16 protein-coding genes are annotated in these 19,342 nt (G+C 65.0%); 3 read left to right on the top strand and 13 right to left on the bottom strand.

Translation table 11 applies throughout. The annotated features are described in order from the left end of the window. The first annotated feature begins 7 nt into the window (after positions 1-7). Positions 8-1,333 (top strand): Smlt3024 family type IV secretion system effector, encoded by a 1,326-nt coding sequence (locus ACCQ10_RS05995; protein WP_372363063.1) that lies wholly within the window; start codon positions 8-10, stop codon positions 1,331-1,333. Between the two features lie 177 nt (positions 1,334-1,510). On the opposite strand, the gene ACCQ10_RS05990 is transcribed toward ACCQ10_RS05995, so the two are convergent. The 9 genes from ACCQ10_RS05990 to ACCQ10_RS05950 all read right to left on the bottom strand — a co-directional run bounded on the left by ACCQ10_RS05990 (position 1,511) and on the right by ACCQ10_RS05950 (position 9,685). Then, positions 1,511-1,807: a type II toxin-antitoxin system RelE/ParE family toxin gene (locus tag ACCQ10_RS05990; protein WP_372362488.1), complete on the bottom strand. Its 297-nt coding sequence runs from the start codon at positions 1,805-1,807 to the stop codon at positions 1,511-1,513. A 1-nt stretch (position 1,808) separates the two neighbouring features. Beyond that, positions 1,809-2,093 (bottom strand): YlcI/YnfO family protein, encoded by a 285-nt coding sequence (locus tag ACCQ10_RS05985; protein ID WP_104581120.1) that lies wholly within the window; start codon positions 2,091-2,093, stop codon positions 1,809-1,811. 176 nt (positions 2,094-2,269) lie between these two features. Beyond that, positions 2,270-3,562: an adenylosuccinate synthase gene (locus ACCQ10_RS05980; RefSeq protein WP_024938603.1), complete on the bottom strand. Its 1,293-nt coding sequence runs from the start codon at positions 3,560-3,562 to the stop codon at positions 2,270-2,272. Positions 3,563-3,976: 414 nt separating this feature from the next. Beyond that, positions 3,977-4,162: a DUF2065 domain-containing protein gene (locus ACCQ10_RS05975; RefSeq protein WP_039407247.1), complete on the bottom strand. Its 186-nt coding sequence runs from the start codon at positions 4,160-4,162 to the stop codon at positions 3,977-3,979. 217 nt (positions 4,163-4,379) lie between these two features. Beyond that, on the bottom strand, positions 4,380-5,243 hold the full coding sequence (gene hflC, locus ACCQ10_RS05970) for a protease modulator HflC (RefSeq protein WP_047695448.1): 864 nt from the start codon (positions 5,241-5,243) through the stop codon (positions 4,380-4,382). Then, complete coding sequence (hflK, locus tag ACCQ10_RS05965; RefSeq protein ID WP_372362487.1) at positions 5,243-6,379, bottom strand: FtsH protease activity modulator HflK; 1,137 nt, start codon at positions 6,377-6,379, stop codon at positions 5,243-5,245. The genes hflC and hflK overlap by 1 nt, the downstream gene beginning before the upstream one ends. 428 nt (positions 6,380-6,807) lie before the next feature. Next, a complete protein-coding gene (gene pilH / locus ACCQ10_RS05960) occupies positions 6,808-7,194 on the bottom strand; it encodes a twitching motility response regulator PilH (RefSeq protein WP_039407238.1) in 387 nt (128 codons plus the stop codon). 720 nt (positions 7,195-7,914) lie between these two features. Beyond that, the gene (locus ACCQ10_RS05955) at positions 7,915-8,811 is read right to left on the bottom strand and encodes a DnaJ C-terminal domain-containing protein (RefSeq protein ID WP_372362486.1); all 897 of its coding nucleotides are present in this window, start codon (positions 8,809-8,811) and stop codon (positions 7,915-7,917) included. Between the two features lie 397 nt (positions 8,812-9,208). Beyond that, entirely contained in the window at positions 9,209-9,685 is a 477-nt protein-coding gene (locus ACCQ10_RS05950) for an Hsp20/alpha crystallin family protein (protein ID WP_047695446.1), read from the bottom strand. 163 nt (positions 9,686-9,848) lie between these two features. Between ACCQ10_RS05950 and ACCQ10_RS05945 the strand changes: the two genes are divergently transcribed. Together ACCQ10_RS05945 and ACCQ10_RS05940 are read left to right on the top strand one after the other, a co-directional pair. Then, positions 9,849-10,331, top strand: a complete 483-nt coding sequence (locus ACCQ10_RS05945) for a peroxiredoxin (protein WP_372362485.1) — start codon at positions 9,849-9,851, stop codon at positions 10,329-10,331. A 41-nt stretch (positions 10,332-10,372) separates the two neighbouring features. Then, entirely contained in the window at positions 10,373-10,933 is a 561-nt protein-coding gene (locus tag ACCQ10_RS05940; RefSeq protein ID WP_372362484.1) for a ferritin-like domain-containing protein, read from the top strand. Positions 10,934-11,635: 702 nt separating this feature from the next. Here ACCQ10_RS05940 and pbpC read toward each other — a convergent pair. The 4 genes from pbpC to ACCQ10_RS05920 form a co-directional block, all read right to left on the bottom strand. Beyond that, positions 11,636-14,056, bottom strand: coding sequence for a penicillin-binding protein 1C (pbpC, locus tag ACCQ10_RS05935; protein ID WP_372362483.1), 2,421 nt, complete (start codon positions 14,054-14,056; stop codon positions 11,636-11,638). A gap of 378 nt (positions 14,057-14,434) precedes the next feature. Then, a complete protein-coding gene (locus tag ACCQ10_RS05930; RefSeq protein ID WP_372362482.1) occupies positions 14,435-15,382 on the bottom strand; it encodes a glycerophosphodiester phosphodiesterase family protein in 948 nt (315 codons plus the stop codon). 187 nt (positions 15,383-15,569) lie between these two features. Continuing rightward, positions 15,570-18,398: a TonB-dependent receptor gene (locus tag ACCQ10_RS05925; RefSeq protein WP_372362481.1), complete on the bottom strand. Its 2,829-nt coding sequence runs from the start codon at positions 18,396-18,398 to the stop codon at positions 15,570-15,572. 447 nt (positions 18,399-18,845) lie between these two features. Further along, positions 18,846-19,313 carry an REP-associated tyrosine transposase gene (locus ACCQ10_RS05920; protein ID WP_372362480.1) on the bottom strand — a complete coding sequence of 156 codons (468 nt, stop codon included), beginning with the start codon at positions 19,311-19,313 and terminating at the stop codon, positions 18,846-18,848. Between the last annotated feature and the right edge of the window lie 29 nt (positions 19,314-19,342).

The raw sequence follows: 19,342 nt of genomic DNA, 5'->3' as shown, positions 1-19,342 counted from the left end.
ATTAAATATGAGCGGATTGACTGGACAAGATTTCAAAATCCTTGCCAACTATGCGGATAAAGGCAATCGCGAGTTGTACTGGAACTATCTTTCGCAGCTTGACGGTGCGGACGGCTACGGCACGCTGGCGCTTGGCGTGGTGCGCAACGACAGCTTGCCCGGCCAAGTGGCCAACAGTTATGCGCAAGACTATGCCAGGACACAGCACGATACTGGCTCTCGTTTTGCCAATGCGGACTTGAGCGAGCGACAGTGGGAGGAGTTTGGACAGACACTGCTCAAGAAGGATCTTGAACTTCGGCAAATCTGGTTCCGTCAAGATCGTCCGGATCTGGCGCTGAACCTGCCCGGGGCCTCCGTCATGCTGGCACACGACCAAGCCTTCCTAGACCATGAGCTCGACCCCAACTGCTGGACCCCACGCGTCCTCCTGCAGGCAGCCCTTGAAAAAAGCGGCCCCCAGAAGCTGGAACAGATCTGGACCAACATGCTCGACAACGAGTATGCCGGCGCCACCCGCATCAGCAACACGGGCTATGAGACCTTTGCGCAGATGGGCCTGGCAGCCGGTAGCGAGTATCTGGCAAAGCTGGGCACCACCGAGGCGATCCAGATGCTGGAGGGCCGCTCCGCCGTCGACCCCAATGTGGTCGGCAGCAACAGCTTCTATGCGATGTACTTCGAAAAAGAACAGAAGTGGGTGAACGTCAGCGCAGGCGGCGGGCATCTTTCCATGCGCGAAGAAACCAATGCCGGGCGTATCGCCGAACTCGACGATGCCCGCGCCGTGCGCCTGGAGCGGCAGCAGAAAGCCACACAGTTCCACGAAGACGACCCGTACCGCTCCATCACCCGCAGCCCGTTCACTGCATCGACGGACAGCCTGCCCGATCAGATGCAGGCGCCCACCAAACTGACCGATATCGGCCCTGATCACCGGAACTACGCACTGCTGCAGCAGGTGCGCGCGGGTGTCAGCGCGATCGATGCGCACGCCGGGCGCACGCCGGACGAGAGCAGCGAGCGCCTCATCGCCAGCGTGATGACCCTCGCCCGCCAGAACAACCTGGACCGGGCCGACCATGTGCTGCTGAGCCAACACACCGCCGACAGCCCGGCCGGCCGCCACGTGTTTGTGGTGCAGGGCGAGTTGAACAACCCGGCGCACCTGCGCGCCCATATGCCGACCGATGTGGCCGTGCAGACGCCGGTGGAGCAGTCGCTGCAGCAGCTGGAAGTGGCCAGTGCCGACCGCCAGCAGGCGTTGGCGCAGCGCCAGCAGCAGGAAACGGACAACCGGCAACGTGAGGGTGCGTCGATGCGCATGGGATAACGGCGCTAGGCGGGTGGCAAGGCATTGCGGCGGCTTCTGGGCAATGGCGTGCCGGCGATACCGGTTGGCAACGTCGGCGTCGCGCGCGACGATCTCCAGCACCGGCTTGCGCGGGTCAAGTGGCAGTGCATCGAATAACAGGGACGCCGGGCTACGGCAATGAGGCAACTGCGAACATCACAGCCCCGCAAAGCCCGCCTCACGTTGCGAGCGAACGGCCAGCACAAACACCGTGTCGATCTGCGCGACATAGCAGTACAGCGCCAGATAGCCATGCGTGCCGCGACCGATCACCAGTTCGCGTTTGTCGCCACCAGCCGGCCGGCCGATCAGCGGATTGGTTGCCAGCACATCGATTGCCGCGATGATCTCGTGCAGGCGTGCTGCGACATGTGCGGCTTCATGGCGCTGGAGGTGGTCGAAGATCCGCTCAAGATCCTGTGCAACCTCCGGTGCCAGTTCGATACGCGCCATGCTACCGGGCTAATTTGCGGGCCGTGGGACGCTTTGCCGGCTCTCCGGCCATGCGCTTTTCCAGATAGCCACGCATGTCGTCCCAGGCGATGGTCTTCCCAGACGCCACGATGCCGGCATAACGCTGTTCGGCAACCGCATCGAAATCGGCACGACGTTCGACCGACTCCGCCTTTTCGGCGATCGCTTCCAGAATGAAATTATGTGCGGTCGTGCCGCCCTGCTTCGCCGCCGCAGCAACGCGCATCTTGAGTTCGTCTGGAAGACGGATGGTTGTGGTGCTCATGAAACCCTCAAGCGTGTGCATTTCGTACGCGCGAATGTAGCACAGGTGTGTCACACCATCGTGTCGTCACACCGCATGCGGTTGCCGGCCCGCCCGGAAGCGACCGCGCCTGATCCTCAAACGCCAACGGCCCGGACAAGCCGGGCCGTTGGGTATGACAACGCGAGATCAACCGATCAGGCGAACGGGTCCTGCAGCACCATCGTGTGGTCGCGGTCCGGGCCGGTGGAGACGATCGAGATCGGGCAGCCGGCCAGTTCTTCCAGCGCGCGCAGGTAGGCGCGTGCGGCCACCGGCAGCTTGTCCCACTCGGTGATGCCGTGGGTGTTTTCGGTCCAGCCCGGGAACTCCAGGTACACGGGGGTGCACTCTTCCCAGCCCTGCGCGTCCAGCGGGGCATATTCGGTGCGCTTGCCGCGGTATTCGTAGGCAATGCAGACCTTGAGCTTTTCCATGCCGTCGAGCACGTCGAGCTTGGTGATGCACAGGCCCGAGATGCCGTTGATGGCCACCGCACGCTTGAGCGCGACGATGTCCATCCAGCCGCAACGACGCGGGCGGCCGGTGGACGCGCCGTACTCGGCGCCGCGGTCGCGGATGCCCTGGCCCACTTCGTCGTCCAGCTCGGTCGGGAACGGGCCGCCGCCCACGCGCGTGGCGTAGGCCTTGGCGATACCAAGCACGTAGTCGATGGCATCAGCGCCCACGCCGGTGCCGGCCAGTGCGCCGCCCACGGTGGTGTTGGAGCTGGTGACGTACGGGTAGGTGCCGTGGTCGATATCCAGCAACGCACCCTGCGCGCCTTCGAACAGCACGCGCTTACCCTGCTTGCGCAGGTCGTGCAGGATGCCGGCCACGTCGGACTTCATCGGCTGCACATAGTCGCCGAAGGCCAGCGCCTCGTCGAAGGTCTTCTGGAAATCGACCGCTTCCACGCCCAGGTACTTGGTCAGTACGAAGTTGTGGTAATCCAGCGCGGTGCGCAGCAGCTCTTCCAGCTGCGGCGGGTAATGCAGGTCGGCGATGCGGATACCGCGACGCGCCACCTTGTCTTCATACGCCGGGCCGATGCCGCGGCCGGTGGTGCCGATGGCCTTGCCGCCGGCGGCCTTCTCGCGCGCCTGGTCCAGGGCAATGTGGTACGGCATGATCAGCGGCGCAGCCGGAGAGATCTTCAGGCGCGAGCGCACTTCCACGCCGGCGCCTTCCAGCTCGCTGATTTCCTTGATCAGCGCGGCCGGGGAGATCACCACGCCATTGCCGATCAGGCACAGCGCGTCGTCGCGCAGGATGCCGGACGGAATCAGATGCAAGACGGTCTTCTTGCCGTTGATGACCAGGGTATGGCCGGCGTTGTGGCCGCCCTGGAAGCGGACGACTGCACCGATCTCTTCGGTGAGCAGATCGACGATCTTGCCTTTGCCTTCATCGCCCCACTGGGCACCGAGCACGACAACTGATTGACCCATGACGGGTGAACTCCTGAGTTTTGCTGCAGCCATCGGGGCCGCGGGATGGGACCGGTTCGGGTTGGCGGCGCCACCGTGCGCGCGGCTCCATCGGGGAGCGTTGCAGCGGCGACCAGCCCTGACACGGAAAAAGCCGAACGGGGTGCTCTGCGTGGAGCGTGCCCGGCCGGCTTTTGTGCATTATCCGGGTTTCCGGTGGCGTGCACTACCCCCGGCGAACGGCGGATCGAGGGCTGGCCGGATTGCCGCTGGCCATCGGTTGCGCGGTGCGCCGGGCGCTGCCGGCCCCTAGCAATCCCAAACCCCCATCGCGGGTCGTAGGAGCGCACCCGGGCGCGACTGCTTTACCGGTAACGCCTGTCGCGCCCAGGCGCGCTCCTACGCTGCCCATTTCGGTCGGAACGGACCACCCACTCAGTGGCGCACGATCCACAGCGCGATCGCGCCCAGCACCAAGGTCACACCGCCGATGGCACGCAGTTGGGCCGTGGGCAGGCTGAACAGCTGCTCGACCATCCGCTTCCAGGCGGCGGGCGCGGCGAACAGCAGCAGACCTTCGATGACGGCGATCAGGCATAACGCGGACAGGAACTCGTGCATCAGCACACCAGGACAACGTGGGGAGCTGCAGTGTGCCCGGTTCGGCAGCCCGACACGCCACACCGTAGGAGCGCACCTGGGCGCGACGGGCATTGCCGGTAAAGCGGTCGCGCCCGGGTGCGCTCCTACGGTGGGGGCGCGTCTGCCTGCGCGGCAGTGACAGGCATATGCAAAAACGCCCGCGTTACGCGGGCGTTTTTGTTTCAAGGCAGAACGATCACCGATCGCTCTTGAGGTACTGCAGGAATGGGTCGTTCTTGTCGAGCACGACCACGCCGTTGCCGTCGGTCATGGACTCGCGGTACGCCTCCAGGCTGCGGTAGAAGGCGTAGAACGAGGGGTCCTTTGCGCCGGCTTGGCCATAGATGCGGGCCGCGTCGGCATCGCCTTCGCCGCGCAGTTTCTGGGCATCGCGCTCGGCATCGGCCTTGATGATCGTGCTTTCGCGATCGGCCTGTGCACGGATGGTCAGGGCCTGCTCTTCGCCTTCTGCGCGCAACTTGCTGGCTTCCTGCTTGCGCTGGGCGCGCATGCGCTCGTAGACGTCGGTGATCACCTGGCTGTCGGTCGGCAGGTCGATCTGCTTGATGCGCAGGTCGGTGATCTGCATCCCCAGGCCCTTGATGGCGCCATTGATGCCCTTGAGCTGGCTGGCGATCAATTCGCTGCGGTCGCCGGAGACCAACTGCTGCAGGGTGCGCGAGTTGATCTGGTTACGCAGCGAATCGGTGATGATCGGGGCCAGACGCGAGTTGGCCACCGACTCCTCACCACCGGTAGCGCGATAGAACGCCCGCACATCGGAGATGTAGCCGATGGCGAAGAAGTCCACGCTCACGTCTTTCTGCTCGGCGGTGAAATAGCGCGCCGGGGCGGTATCCAGCACCTGGAAGCGGCGATCGAACACGCGTACCGATTCCACCACCGGGATCTTGAAGTGCAGGCCGGGCTTGAGGTCGGCGCGCACCACACGGCCCAGGTTGAGCACCATGGCCGTCTGGTCTTCGCGCACCACGAACACCGAGCCCATCAGGGTCAGCAACACGGCGACGATCAGGCCGATGACTAGCGAATTCTTCATTATTCGGTTCCCTCACGGCCGGTCGGGCGCGGCCCGCGCTCCGGGTTGCGGATGGCCTCGCTGCTGGAGCTTTGCGGCGGATTCAACAGCACGTCCTGCGGCACCATCGACGGCATGCCGCTGTTGCCGGTATTGCCGCTGGTCGCGGACGCCTTGTTGGCATCGGCCGGCAGCGGCACGTAGATGACCTGGCGGCCATCGCTGCCAATCACCTTGCGGTTCTCCGAGAGCACCTTCTGCACGGTTTCCAGCCACAGGCGCTTGCGCGTGACTTCGGGCGCGCCGGCGTACTGCTCCTGCAGCAGGGTGAAGCGGTCGGCGTCGCCCTCGGCCTTGGAGATCACTGCCTGCTTGTAGCCTTCTGCACCGGTGCGGGTGCGTGCACCCTGGCCGCGCGCTTCCGGCACCACCTTGGCGGCATACGCCTGGGCTTCGTTGATCAGGCGCTCGCGCACCTGCTGGGCACCGTTGACCTCGTCGAAGGCCGGCTTCACTTCTTCCGGCGGGCGCGCGTCGGGCAGGGTCACGCCGGTGACGGCCAGGCCGGTGTTGTAGGCATCCAGCGCCGCCTGCAAGCGGTCCTTGGAGGCGATCGCCAGCGGGCCGCGATTGTTGAGCACGGTATTGAGATCCGAGCGGCCCACCTGCTCACGCACGGCGCTTTGCGCGGCCTGCTCCAGCACCAGGTCGGCATTGCGCGAGCCGAACAGGTATTTGCGCGGGTCGCTGATCTGGTACTGCACGTTGAGCGAGACGTTGACGATGTTCTCGTCGCGGGTCAGCACCGGCACCTGGTTGCTGAAGGTCTTGATCTCGGTGGCATTGACCTTGCGCACCGACTCGATCGGCCAGGGCAGCTTGAAGTTGGGGCCGGGCTGCAGGATGCGCGAGAACTGGCCGAAGCGCAGCACCACGCCACGCTGCTGCTCGCCGATGAGCTGGAAGCTGGAGAACAGCACCATCAGCACCACCGCGACCAGGATCCAGCGCCCGACACCCCCGTCGAACAGCTCTTTCAGCGGGGCGGGCAGATTGCCCCAACCGCCACCGTTGCCACCACCGCGCGGGCCCCAGGACCTGCGACGGTTGGGATCCGGGCCGTCTCCGCCCTTGTTGCCGGGTGTGTTCCAGGCCATGCACGCTCCATGATCGAGGGGCTGTGCGGGCCAGTCCCGCAGTGCCGCCGTGTTGTTTGATTCGCCGATTCTACTAGATGGGGCAGACCGGCCGTTTTGAAAGACCCGGTTCGGTGCATCGGCGATTTAGCCGCTGGGTGGATTAGGGCCCATTGCTGTGCAGCATGGCATGTGCGGGGGACGAGGGACCCCGCTGGCGCGCCGGTGCCCTGTTGATGGATGACCAGCACAAGTACCTGCCGTTCTCACCGGGCATGCGCGAGGACGGACGCGCAGCGCTGACCTGCCCTGCCTTGCCCGGCGGCAGCCTTGCCTGGCTGGGTGATGTGGAGCCGCGACCGACACTGCCGGCAACTGCGGCGCCGGACGCCACGGTAGTGCGGCAACGGCCGCAGGTGCTGAACACGCGGCGCGGCACCCCACCGCGATCATGCCGTCGGCGATTCGTCCTTCTGGTTGAACACGCGCTCCATCACTTCCAGCAGTTCGTCTTCGGAAAACGGCTTGGTGATGTAGGCGCGGGCGCCCTGGCGCATGCCCCACATGCGGTCGGTGTCCTGGTCCTTGGTGGTCACCAGGATCACCGGGATATGCTGGGTGGTGGGCTCGCGCTTGAGCGTGCGCGTGGCCTGGAAGCCGTTGAGGTTGGGCATGACCACGTCCATCAGCACCAGATCCGGCAGCGACTCCTTGGCCGCTTCCACGCCGGCGGCGCCATCGGTGGCGGTGATGGTCTCGTGCCCGAGCTTCTCGACGATGCGCTGAATCCCCAGCAGCTGCGACGGCGAGTCGTCGACGATCAAAATGCGTGCCATGTGTTTCCCCTAGTGTGCGCGGCGAGTGTAGTGCGCCGGCTGCGCTTTCGATAGCTGGGCCAGGTTGGTGGTTGGTGGTTGGTGGTTGGCGAAGGTTGCGACATGCGATGGACTGACGCGCAGTCGTTCTTCGTAGGCGACTGCTGGAGTATTACGTCGGCCAAGCCACGGTTGGATTCAACGCAGCAATCAACGGACAGCGACGCTGATCCCCTTCTCCCATCGGGACATTGCCCTCCTGCATGGGGGAGAAGGTGGCGCGCAGCGCCGGATGAGGGTACGGCCGCGATTCGACGGCGCAGGTCGAGGGCGACTGCCGCATTGCTGACCTACCGTACCCTCACCCCAACCCCTCTCCCGCAAGGAGAGGGACTTATTCCTTTTTCTCCCCACGAGGAGAGGGACGTGCACGCTTCTCCCACCGGGAGAAGGTGGCGCGCAGCGCCGGAGGAGGGCACGGCTGCAATTCGACGGCGCAGGTCGAGGTCGACTGCCGCATTGCCGACCTACCGTACCCTCACCCCAACCCCTCTCCCGAGGGGAGAGGGGCTTCTCCCTTCTCCCACCGGGAGAAGGTGGCGCGCAGCGCCGGATGAGGGTACGGCTGCGGCTCGATGGCGCAGTTCGAGGGCGACTGCCACATTGCTGACCTACGTACCCTCACCCCAACCCCTCTCCCGAGGGGAGAGGGGCTCTTCTAGCAGGCGCTGATCAGCTCACTCACACCGTCTCGCCAAATGCCTTGGCGAGATTACGGTACGCCTTCTTCTGCGCGTCGTCGGTGGGAGCCGGGGCCAGGATCTCCAGCTCCACGATCTGGTCACCCGGGGTCGTGCCCGGCAGGCCGCGGCCGCGCAGGCGCAGCTTGCGGCCAGCATCCGAGTCGGCGGGCACCTTCAGTTCCACCGAGCCGCCCAGGGTGGGCACGCTGATGGTGGTGCCCAGCGCTGCCTGCCAGGGCATGACCTGCAGGGTGTACAGAATGTTGCGCCCGTCCACCTCGAACTGCGGGTGCGCGGCGTACTCGATCTCCAGCAGCAGGTTGCCGCCGCCGTTGCCCTGCCCGCTCAGGCGGATCACCTGACCCGGCTGCACGCCCTTGGGCACGCGCACGTCCAGCTGCTTGCCGTTGATGGTGATGCGCACGCTGTCACCCGAGTGCACCGCTTCCAGCGGTACCGCGAGTTTGGCGCGGGTGTCGCCGCGCGTCTGTGGGCCGGCACCTGCGCCGGCACTACCGCCCGGGCCGCGTGGACGGCCGCCGCGCTGGCCGGCAAACAGGCTCTCGAAGAAATCGCTGAAACCGCCGCCGGCGCCGCCGTTGCCGAACACCTCTTCATAGTCGAAGCCCTGCCCGCCACCATAGCTGGGCGGGGCCTGGAACTCGTCGCCCGGGCGATACCCCTGCGCCTTCAACTGATCGTAGGCCTTGCGCTTGGCCGGGTCGCGCAATGCCTCGTAGGCTTCGTTGATCGCCTTGAACTTGTCCTCGGCGCCGGCTTCCTTGCTGACGTCGGGGTGGTACTTGCGCGCCAACCGGCGATAGGCGGTCTTGATTTCCGCATCGCCCGCGCTGGGCTCCACGCCCAGCGTTGCGTAGTAATCCTTGAATTCCATCTAATCACCTCTGGAAAAAAAACGGCCCGCAGCCGAGGCCACGAGCCAGTTCGAGGGCGGGCATTCCCGTAGGACAGCCATGGATGGCGCAGCTGGCGAAACGTGCCGGGTACATGCCGTACCCGCCACTGCAACACCAGCCGCACCCGCATGACGGTCACGCAACGGGGTTGCTGGCCGATCTCTTCGCAGCCGGGCGGGCGACCGCGCCTATTCTACGGCGCGGTCGTCGCCGGGGAGCGAAGTCAGGTGACATCGCTCCAGGGTCCGTTGCCTCGCAGCGGTGCGCCACCTGCACGGACGGTGGTCGCCGGAGGGCCGAAGGCTGGGCGCACCGGCGCTCAGACCAAACCGGCGACTCACCTGGCAACTCCCTCAGCGCAACCGCTGCGCGCGCTTACTGCACGGTGCTGCCACTGGTGTCCTGCCCGTTGCCCACCTGAATGCGACGCGGGGTGGCCGCCGGACGCTTGGGAATGCGGATTTCCAGCACACCGTTATGCCCGGCTGCGGTGATGCCGTCGGCATCGGCGCTATCGGGCAGCGCGAAGCGGCGGTGGAAGCTGCCGTAGCGGCGCTCGATACGCGAGAAGCGCTCGGTCTCGGTGCTGGACTCGCCCTTGCGCTCGCCCTTGATCGACAGGATGCCCTTGTCCATCTGCACCTCGATCTGGCTGGGGTCGATCCCCGGCAGGTCGGCATACAGCACGAAGTGATTGGCCTCTTCCTTGATGTCCACACGCGGCACCCACTGCGCGGTCACCACCGCCGATTCGTCGGTGTCGCCGTTCTGTTCGAAGAAGCGGTCGAACACATGCTTGATCTCGTTTTGCAGGGCGTGGGTGGGCCACTGGGGGTAACGAACGATGTTCATTGCGAGCCTCCAAAAGGTTGGGTAAGGGGCCGGCAGCGGCGGCATGCGCGCACCGCACCGGCCATGTGCGTCAGATAGGCGTCGCGCTGCGGATTTCAAGCGCGTTGACGCGCCTTTCCCCTGCCCTTTTCTAGAATTCGTTCAGCCACAGGAGCACAGCCCCATGACCATCGCCGTTGGTGACAGCATTCCCGAAGTGGTGCTCAAGCGCATGCGCGAAGGCATCGAGGCGGTCGACACCCATACCTTGTTTGCCGGCCGCAAGGTGCTGCTGTTCGCGGTGCCGGGCGCATTCACGCCGACCTGTTCGGCCAAGCACCTGCCGGGCTACGTGGAGCACTTCGAAGCGTTCCGCAAACGCGGTATCGAGGTCCTGTGCACCGCCGTCAACGACCCGTTCGTGATGCAGGCCTGGGGCCGCAGCCAGTTGCTACCCGACGGCCTGCATCTGCTGCCCGACGGCAATGCCGAACTTGCCCGCGCACTGGGCCTGGAAATCGACGCGAGCGGCTCGGGCATGGGCCTGCGTTCGCGTCGCTACGCGTTGTATGCCGACGACGGCGTGGTCAAGGCCTTGTTCGTCGAAGAGCCCGGCGAATTCAAGGTGTCTGCAACCGATTACGTGCTGCAGCACCTGCCCGATTGAAGCGTAAGTCCCCCGTCCACTCAGAAGGAAAACGGCCAGCCATGTCTGATCAGCCAGCCAGCACCACCCCCGCCGGTATCACCGATACCGCCACCCTGCGCGCCCGCGCACGCCAGAGCATCGAAGATGGCGCCATCACCGAGAGCTACCATGCCAATCGCGAAAAGGTGATCGCGTTGCTCAACACCGCGCTCGCCACCGAATACGTGTGCACCTTGCGCTACTACCGCCATTACTTCATGGCCAAGGGCATGTTGGCCGATGCGGTCAAGGGCGAATTCCTGGAGCACGCGCAGCAGGAACAGGCGCACGCGCACAAGATTGCCGAGCGCATCGTGCAATTGGGCGGCGAACCGGACCTCAACCCGGATACGCTGACCAAGCGTTCGCACGCCGAATACAAGGAAGGCACCGACCTGCGCGACATGGTCAAGGAAAACCTGATCGCCGAACGCATCGCCATCGACAGCTACCGCGAGATGATCGATTTCATCGGCGACAAGGACACCACCACCAAGCGCATCCTGGAAAGCATCCTGGCCCAGGAAGAAGAGCATGCCGACGAGTTCGCCGACCTGCTGGAAGGCTGGATTGGCGAATGAGGTGATCGGTGTGGTGCTGCGCACCGCATGCATTAGGCGCGCGGGCAATGTCGATCATTTGCACGTGCCTGCAACCGCGTTGCGCTACGTCATGCCGGATGACTGCATCGGCATGACGTGGACACCACGACAACGATGAAGAAACAGACAGGGCGCCGCGTGCGCCCTGTCTGTTTACGGCACATGCCGCACGATAACGCGACCGCGTCAGCAAGTCGCAAGCTCGATGCCACCGCTTCTGGTAGGAGCGCCCTTGGGCGCGACGGGCCTTCCCAGTAACGCCCATCGCGCCCAGGGCGCTCCTACATCGGGTTGGCCGCGCTACCCCCGAAACAGCGATACGCACGAATCGGGTGCCGCGCACGTTGCGCAGACGTCATCAAAGAACGATGCAGCAGAATTGCAATAGCTACCGCTTCTCGTAGGAGCGCCCTCGGGCGCGACGGGCCTTCCCGGTAACGCCCATCGCGCCCAAGGGCGCTCCTACATCGGGTTGGCCGGGCTACCCCCGAAACAGCGATACGGACGAATCCGGTGCCACACACGTTGCGCAGACGTCATCAGCGAACGATGCAGCAGAATCGCGATAGCCACCGCCTCTCGTAGGAGCGTCCTTGGGCGCGACGGGCCTTCCCCGGAAACGCCTATCGCGCCCAGGCGCTCCTATATGTCAGCTGGCAATCGAACACGCTGGTGCGGCGCTCAGCGCAATACGCGAAACCGCAGTTGCGTCCAGGCGCCGTCGCTGGCCATGGCGGTCAGCGTGTGCGCACCTGTCTCGGCAAAGTCGCGCTGGAATGCCTGGCGCCCGCTGGTCTGCGCGATCCAGCGACCGTCCAGCAGCCAGTCGATGCGCGCCTCGCTGCCCAGTGCGCGCAGCTGCAGGCGCACCGGACGTGCGGTGTCGTTGGCGCGCGCCAGGGTGGCGCGGTCGGTCAGGCCGTCGATCCGCAGCACACCGCCGCCGGTCATGCGCCCGTCCGGCAGGCAGTCCGGCGCCAGTGGCGGCAGTTGCGCGGCGTGACGTTCTGCGGCGCTGAGCCAGGGCGACACCAGTGCCGGCCAGCGCGCCAATGCACGCGCCGCACGCGCGTGCGGCTGGGTGCATTCCTGTGACAGGCGCAGGCCGCTGCGCGCGTCCACCTCGAACTGCAGCTGCCCGCTTTGCCACAGGCGTGCATCGCGCTCGGCAAAGGTGGGTGGCACCGCGCCGTCGAGCGCGTAGGCGTCGGCACGGCGCGCGCACAAGGGCGGTGGCGTCTGGTCGGCAGCACCACCCAGCGGCCAGCAGATCTGCACGGGCTGCACCGTGGCCGGCATCGGCAGCGGCGCACTGTCGCCGGCACTGCGCGGCAAGGCATCGATGACTTCGAACATCAATGGCAACGCAGTCACCGCGCCGTATTGGCCGGGCAACGGCGTGCCATCCGGCCGCCCCACCCACACGCCCACGGTGTAACGCCGCGTGCCACCGATGGCCCAGGCATCGCGGTAGCCATAGCTGGTACCGGTCTTCCACGCCACGCCCGGACGCGCTGCGGTATCGAAGGTGCCGCTGCCGTAGCCAGGGCGCGGATTGCTCTGCAGGATCTCGCACACGATCCAGGCCGCGCCCGGCGACATCAGGCGGCGCTCGACGCGCGCATCGCCCGGCGTATAGCGCACACGCCCGGCGATGCCGCCGCGATTGAGCGCGGCGAATGCGCCCACCAGTTCCTGCAATTGCGCGCCGGTGCCGCCCAGGATCACGGCCAGCGACGGCGTACTGCCCCGCGGGAAATGTAGGGCGATGCCGGCATTGCCCAATCGCGCGGCAAAGCGCGCCGGGCCGATGCGATCGAGCAGATCCACTGCCGGCACGTTCAGCGACAAGCGCAATGCAGTGGCTGCGCTCACCGGGCCATTGAAGGCTGCATCGAAGTTGCCCGGCCGGTAGTCGCCAAAGCTCTGCGGCGCGTCTACCAGCAGGCTCTCCGAGTGGATCAGGCCATCGTCCAGCGCCATGCCGTACAGGAACGGCTTGAGCGTGGAGCCGGGCGAGCGCCAGGCCTGCACCATGTCCACATGCCCCAGCCGCTGACGATCGCCGAAGCTGGCCGAGCCGACATAGGCGCGCGCTTCCATGCTGGCGTTGTCCACCACCAGCAAGGCTGCAGAAGTGCGCTCGGGCAGCTGCGAAAAATACGTGGCCACGCGCTCTTCCAGCGTGCGCTGCAGTTCCACATCCAGCGTGGTCACGATGCGCGCCGCGCGCGGTTGCGCGCTGTGCAGGCGCTGGGCAAGCAGGGCTGCATGCAACGGCGGCTTGAGCGAGCGCGTGACCACCGGCTCGATGCGCGCATCGTCCACCTGCGCGCGCGACCACACGCCCAGCTCCACCATGCGATCGAGCACCTTGTCGCGCGCCCGTTGCGCCGCTTCCGGGTGACGGTCCGGGCGCAGCCGGCTGGGCGATTGCGGCAGCACCGCCAGCAACGCGGCTTCGGCCTGTGACAACGCTTTCGCCGATTTACCCAGGTACGCCCAGCTGGCCGCTTCCACGCCTTCGATGGTGCCGCCGTAGGGCGCGCGTTCCAGGTACAGGTTGAGAATCTCGCGCTTGCTCAGGTGCGCTTCCAGCTGCAATGCGCGCAACAGCTGCTTGGCCTTGCCCCATGGCGTGCGCGTGTGCGGGTCCAGAATGCGCGCCACCTGCATGGTCAGCGTGGAGCCGCCGGACACGATGCGGCCCTGCCCGATCCACTGCCCGCCGGCACGCAGCAGACCCCACGGATTGACGCCGGGATGGCGCCAGAACCAGCGGTCTTCGTAATTGAGCAATGCCTGCAGATACAGTGGCGACACGCTCTGCGGCGTGGCCGGATAGCGCCACACGCCATTGCGGTCGGCAAACGCACGTAACGGCGTGCCGTCGCGCGCAACCACCAGGGTGGAGGTGTCGCGCGACTTAGGCAGCGGCAACGGGAAGGCCAGGTCCAGCAGCAGCAGGGCGCTCAGCAGGGCAGCCGCACTCAAGCGCAGCCACCGCAGCCAGCGGCGCCCGTCGCGAGCCTGATGGTTCGGCGCTTGCGGGTGCGCCTGCGTCCGATCCATCCCTGTTTGTGCCTGCGGCTGTTCATCCATCGCGCAGAGCATGCAGGGCAAAATGCGTTTCGGCCACTGCTATGCGGCCCGGGCCCGGCGTCTTGGCGCGATCAGCTGCACGACAGCCGGACAAGCTACTGGCCCAAAGGCCAGGCGCAAACCCTGAGCGACAGGTGGATATCCTTGCGATCAACCGTCTGATCTTATCCGTGGCCGCCGCATGAAGTGCCTGCAACGATCAGGCCACTCACACCGAAGGGCGTGGTCGGTGCCCATCGGTAGCAGCACGCATTGCCGGCAGGCAATGGCAATGCCTATAAATACAGTTCGGTTGACGTGACGTGCGTTGTTTGATGCACAGCGCGCCGTGCTACACCTGGTTGCCGCCGCGCGGGACGGCCGCCTGGTCGCTTCCGCTCAGCGCTTTTCCAAGCTGGCGCGATAGCGCAGCAAGGCTTCCGGTGCATCGGTCTGGATGATTGACACGCCATCGCGGTACATCCGGCCCCACACCTTGTCCGGGTTGCGCTCGGCATCGGCGTCGCCACCATAGCCGGCGATAAAGCCATCCCACAGCGAATTGACCATCAGCCGCACGTTGCGTGCCTTGCTCACCGCCACCAATGCCGGTAATTGCGCGGCGGCCATCTTGGGCAACTCGAACGCCATCGGACGCGCATTGCGGGTCTGCGCGGTGGCAATGGCGGCCAGGTCGGCATTGCCGTGTGCATTGATCAGGATCGGGAAGAAGTACACGGTATTGAACGGCACCATCGCCGCCAGCGGTGGCGTGGCGATGCCGGCTTCGGCCTTGACGATCACCTGATGCTGCATGCCGGCGCGCGCGACCGCGTCGATCACTTGCACATAGATCGCATCCTTGACGTCCAGGTTGAGCAGGATGTGCCCTCTGGCCTTGGCAAGCATCTGGTCGAGCGTTACCACGCGCTGGTCGGTGAGCGGTGCCTGTGCGCCACCTTCATCGCTGCGCAGGCGCAGTTTTTGCAGGTCGCTCAGCGTGAGCTCGGACAGCTTGCCGGTGCCATCGGTGGTGCGGTCCACGGTGGCATCGTGCAGCATCACCAGCGTGCCATCGGCCGCGCGCCGCACATCGGTTTCCATCACATCGGCCCCGATTGCGATGCAGCGCTCCAGTGCCGCGAGCGAGTTCTCCGGTGCGGTATCCGTGAAGCCGTGCTGTGGTGCGGCGGCATGACAGCCGCGGTGCGCCACCACCACGATGCCGCCTTGCGGGTTGGCCAGGCGTGCCTGGATCGCGGCGACGTCCGCAGGCGCTGCGCTCGCTGTGGTGACCACGGCAGCGCACAGCAAGGCGGCGAGGATGGCAATGGAACGTGAGGTCATTCGAACAACTCCAATCAGGTGACTTGCAAAACCAGTGTGCGGCGCAGATGCATTGCCGCGTGGTGTGCTCGACGCTGTAGATGCAGATGCGGATGAAGTGTGTAGGTTGTAGTGATGCGCTTCTGGATGGCAGCACTCCGGCGGGATGGCACAGCTCTACAACGTTGCCAACACAGACTGACCGCGCTTACAACGCCGGCGTAAACCGCAGACCCACCCAGTAGGTGGTGGGCACCGAATAACTGTCCTTGAGCAGGTTCTGCCCCGGGCCGGTCACGCTGGTGATACGGCTGTGGGTGATGTTGCTGACCTGGCCGAACAGGCTCAATTGCTTGCTGATCGCATAGGTGGCAGTGAAATCCAGCTGCGAGCGCGGCGACCAGTACAGGTCCTGCCAATCGATGTTGCTGACGATGGACCGCAATGCCTTGCCTTGCCGGTTGTAGGCCGCACGCAACTCCAGCCCGCCGGTGTTGTAGAACAGCGTGGCATTGGCGGTGTAGTCCGGCTGACCGACCAGATTGTCGAGTTTGCGCTCGCGTTGGGTCAGGCTGCTGCCGCTGCCAATGCTGTAAGGCACATCCAGGCTGCCATCGAGCACCGCGACATTGGCGCTGAAACCGACACCACTCAACCACGGCGCGATGGGCGCCAGCGTATTGACGATGCCGTTGAGCTCCACACCGCGGATACGCGCCTTGGCAGCATTGGCCGGCGTGCTGAGCAACGCATTCGCGTAAGTGGTGCCATCGAAAGTGAAACTGTCGGTGCGCGAGAGCGTAAAGATCTCGTCCTGGATGCGCTTGTCGAACACCGCCGCAGAGGCGAACGCATCAAAATCACCGGGCAGGCGCCATTCCAGCGACAGATCCAGGTTGTTGGACACGCGCGGCTTGATCTCCGGATTGCCGATGGTGACGGTGACGCCTTGTGCGTTGGGGTTGCCGGCGTCGGTCGTGTTGACGAAGCCGATCGAGGTACGTGCGGCATACGCGTCGTATGGCGGCCGGCCCAGCGTCCGGCTGGCACCGGCGCGCAGGTCCAGGGTATCGGTCAGGTGGTAGGTCATGATGGCCGACGGCAGCAGATGGTCGTAATCCGCGCTGGTGGGATTTTCGACATACACATAACGGTTGGTGGCGGTGTCCAGCTGCCGCTGACGACCGACGGTGTCGAGCCTGGTGCTGTCCAGGTGTACACCGGCCTGCACATTGAGCCGGTCGCTGCGATAACTCACCAGTCCGTAGCTGCCGAAGGTTTTTTCGGTATGGGTGAAGTTGTCCTGATTGCTGAAGGCCTGCTGGTCGGTACTATTGAACGCGCTCAACGGCGTGGCGGCCAGCATGCGATTGGCCTTGTTCGGGTCGATGCTCAGCAGGTTCAAACCGGCGTAGCGCATTGGCGCCCTGCCGGTGCCGACCACATCGGCCAGGCCGAACGCGGGCGCTGTCGTGTTGGGCTGATACTCGACACGAAAGATATCGTAGGACGGCTTGTCGGTGGTGTACGACACGCCCGCCGCGAAACCGACGCCCTGATCGCTTTCCCCTTGATTGAAGCCGTAATCGAGCCGACCGGTGAGAATGCGATCGGCGGCGGTGCGTTTATAGTCCGGCCGCCAGTACGACAGGCTGTAGTTGTCCAGATTGTTGTAGGCCTGCGGCGACACGCCAAACCGCTGATCGAACCCGGAGGTGTCGTAGTTGAATGCGTAATTGGGCGTGGCATTGAGGGTCACGCCACTGCCGGTCTGGCCCACCGGCACCGGCGCGGCACGGGTGATGCCGGTGGCGTACTTGATCATGCGGATCGGCTCGTCGTAGGTCGCATCCGACCACGCACCGCGCGCGGAAAACTGCTGCCGATCGGTGGGCCGCCAGATGGTGCCCAACTGCGCGACCTTGGTGCGCGTGGTGACGATCTGGTTCGAGTAACCCACCTCGATGTCGCCACCCGGATAACTGCCGGAGGTGGCAGTCTGATTGAACACCTGGTTGCGGTTGCGCGGGTCGATGATGACCTCGTTGCGCTCCATGTCGTCCTTGAAATAGTAGTAGCCGGCCATCGCATACGCTTCGAGCGCGGCACTGGGTCGCATCTCGAACTTGCCGGTGACGCCGTAGCGGTCGCGCTGGTTTTGCACGTACCAATACTTGTCCTGCTGCGGCACTGCCCAGCCATTGCCGAGATTGGCGCCGGTCTGCAGCATGCCGTTGTTGTCGTAGAACCCGTAATGCACCGTGTCGGTGGTCATATGGGTCTCGGTATAGCTGCTGAGCGTCTGGTAGTTGGCCGACACCGTGAGCCCATATTGCTGCTCGCTGCCAAAGGTGCGGCTGCCGGTGGCATTCAACCGGTAGCCCAGCTCGTCCTGATCGCGTGGCTTGCCCACGTCGTTGGCGTGGCCAAGTGCGGCTTCGGCGCTGAAGAACGGCTTGCCGCCGTTTTCGAATGCGCTGCGGGTCTTGAGGTTGATTGCACCGCCAGTGGCATTGGGATCCAGGTCGGGGGTGAACGTCTTGACCACCTGCAACTCGCTGACCATCGAGGCGGGCAGCAAATCCAGACGCACGCCGCGGGTGATCGAACCGAGCGTCCCATTCGGCGTACCGGGCGAGGCGATGGTCAGCCCGTCAATGGTGACGTTGTTGTACGACGGCCCCAGGCCACGCAATACCGGCGTGGCGGCTTCATCGCGGGGATGCTCGTTGTCGGTGGCCGGCAACACTGACAAGCCAGGCACGCGGCGCAACGCTTCGACGATGGTGCTGTCGGGCAAGGCGCGTACGTCGGTGGCGCTGATCACATCGGTGATGTTGGTCGCCGCACGCTTGCTCTCCACCGCCGCCGCATTGGCCCGGCGCACGCCGGTGACCTGCATTGCATCGAGGGTTTGAACGCCTGATGCGGTGGTGGGCGGTCTGTCGGTGTTGGTTGCATCCTCTTGTATCGATGAAGACGATGCAGGGTCTCTGGAATCCGCAGAGGCATCGGCTGACACCGAAGAACCTCGCATTGCGTCCGCAATCCCCGCGCCGGACGTGGTTGCCTCGCCATTCTCGGTTGTCGCTGTAACTGCCCTTGCCGATGCGCTCCTGGCCGTGGCCATCGCCGCAGAAGACGTCTGAGACGAGGCGTCGACTGCAATCGCCGCGCGCTCGTTGGCGGATGCCTGCGAGGCAGGCGAACAGGCCGCGATGGCCACGGCGAGAACGGACAGGTGCACACGGTACGAATCGGAGCGCTGCATGGAATCCCGTAAGTCGCGCAGCAACACGCCGCGCCGATGAGAAAGCACGCCACCGTAGCCCTTAAAAATGACCCTTGCGTGTCGCGCGCATCGCATCAAGAAGACAGTGCGCAGTGATGTCGCTTGCTGCGAAGCGGCGTTTTACTTGCGTAGGAGCGCGCTCGCGCGCGATGAGGCTTTCCCGGCGATGCCCAATCGCGCGCGGGCGCGCTCCTACGGCAACCAGATTGCGTCCCAAAATGGGTAATCGCCGACCCGTTCAACCATTCCGGCGCGCAGCGGATTGGCGATAAGGTAGCGAGCCACGATGCGCAGATCGTCGTCCTTGCGCAAGGCGCGGTCGTGGTAGGCGCGTGCCCAAACCGCGCTAGGCAATTCCCGTTGCCTGTTGACCGCACGCGTACTTGCTGCCTTCATGCATGACACAGTACGCGCCAGTGGCGTGACATCTCCCAACTGCAACAGCCAGTGGACATGGTCCGGCATCAGCACCCAAGCAAGCAACGTGGCATCTTCCGGTAGCGCGGCGATGAACGCACGGCAAGCCAACGCAGCCAGCTGAAAATCGTCGAACACACGTCGCCGCTGACAGGTTGTAACGGTGAGTAGATAGCAGCAATTTTCAAGCGAGCGCCGGCCACGACGAAGCGCGCGATGTCCTGCGGAAGTAGAGCTGATCATCGATGCATGCTGCTCCACCTAAGCAAGCG

Origin of the sequence: Xanthomonas sp. NCPPB 1325 (assembly GCF_041477645.2) — a bacterium.
Lineage (GTDB): Bacteria > Pseudomonadota > Gammaproteobacteria > Xanthomonadales > Xanthomonadaceae > Xanthomonas > Xanthomonas cannabis.
Note: the sequence above shows the minus strand (reverse complement) of the source record. Positions and strands in the feature narration are given on the sequence as shown.